We start from the raw sequence: 1,389 nt of genomic DNA on the forward strand, positions 1-1,389 counted from the left end.
GCGCTTCATGCACTGGCCGAATCCACAGGGATTACTCAGGTGAAGGACTTTGCGATGATTGTTTCCGAGTCGGAAACGTACGGGACACCTGTTGCGGATGCTCTGCTTCGGAGCCTTCAACTGGATACAAAAATTCGGGATGCGAACGCTGCAAAACGTTACGGAAATGTGCAACTGCAGTTGGGGCTCTATGCAACGCTGCTGATTGCAATGCCCGGATTTGGTTTCGTGATTTTTGCCATGTTTGCCTACATGATGAAGTCTTTCATTGGGATACCGTTTTAACGGGTTTGTCATGGCACGAATATGGCACGTTTGACAAAGCCCAATTCGGTATCGTGACGGTGGAGGTGACATACGTGCTGTCGTCTAGACGAGGTCGGATCACACGGTTGTGGCGATGGCTTGATGGTGAGTGCGGCGGAATCATGGATGAATTTATTGTGACCGCAGGAATGTGGATCTTTTCAAGTTTGGTCGTCATGATCCTGGCTGGTCTCATCTGGGCTGCACTATCTGGTGATGTCCAAGCAATGACAAGTGTGCTCCAAAATCTATTTTAAAATTTGGGAGGAGAAAACAGGTAATGAGTCAATGGGTTCGTATGAAGCGATGGATTCGGTCAGACCGGGCAAACACAGCGGAGGAAAACAGCAATCGTGGTCTCTGGTGGATTGCAGGCATTCTCGCAGTAGCCATCGTGGGCGGGGTCGCCTATTTCATTATTGGTCATATGGTGAGCCAGGCGCAGGGTGGTGCATCCACACTGACAAGCAGTCTGAGCACACAGCAGGGCCTCACACAGTTGGCACAACAAGCTGAAAGCGGGAATATCACAGGTGGACAAGCTACAGTTGGCAGCGGTGGATTCAAGGCTCCGTAATCGGCATGAGGCGGAAGGGACAGGCCGGGATTCGGTCTGTCCCTTCTCTGAATGGAGGAGGTTTTCTTGCCGAGCAATTTAATCACAACGTTTTTCATGATCTGCGTCGGGTTTGCAGTGGCCATGATTTTATTTTTAGCCCCACCGCTCGTCGTTATGAAGCTTGAAATCGGAACGGTCGCACATGACGCTGCACGGGTCGCAGCGATTACGGGTAGCGTGCAAGATGTACAGAATCAAATTGACGTTGACTTGGCAGCTGAACACCTGCCCACAACATGGAACGGGCAGACACTTTTCAATGTAACAGAGTTACAAGTTGGTCAAAGTGAGCCGGGCTATATGGTGACTTCAACACCAACATCTCCAAGTGCCACCGTTGAGATTCAGTACAATGCACCGTTGCCGTTTGATAAAGCACTCACATTGTTTGGCGGACCTGTTCTCAGTGCAACCGTCCCGATGACCACGCAAGCATCTTATTGGAACGAGGTGCAGTACACGGG

At 50.5% G+C, this 1,389-nt stretch carries 3 protein-coding genes and 1 pseudogene; all 4 read left to right on the top strand.

The window, feature by feature from the left end:
• Positions 1–285: pseudogene (locus AN477_RS25120) on the top strand (hypothetical protein); the annotation flags it as partial.
• Between the two features lie 74 nt (positions 286–359).
• Positions 360–563 (top strand): hypothetical protein, encoded by a 204-nt coding sequence (locus tag AN477_RS18840; RefSeq protein ID WP_054970732.1) that lies wholly within the window; start codon positions 360–362, stop codon positions 561–563.
• Between the two features lie 23 nt (positions 564–586).
• Entirely contained in the window at positions 587–883 is a 297-nt protein-coding gene (locus AN477_RS18845; RefSeq protein ID WP_054970733.1) for a hypothetical protein, read from the top strand.
• Positions 884–949: 66 nt separating this feature from the next.
• The coding region (locus AN477_RS18850) for a hypothetical protein (protein WP_054970734.1) at positions 950–1,389 on the top strand (440 nt) is incomplete at its 3' end.

The organism is Paenalicyclobacillus ferrooxydans (genome assembly GCF_001399675.1).
Classification (GTDB): Bacteria; Bacillota; Bacilli; order Alicyclobacillales; family Alicyclobacillaceae; genus Alicyclobacillus_B; species Alicyclobacillus_B ferrooxydans.

Bases quoted from the DNA above. Each gene is read 5' to 3' on its own strand.
- AN477_RS18845 (WP_054970733.1), top strand. From the start codon at position 587: ATGAGTCAATGGGTTCGTATGAAGCGATGGATTCGGTCAGACCGGGCA.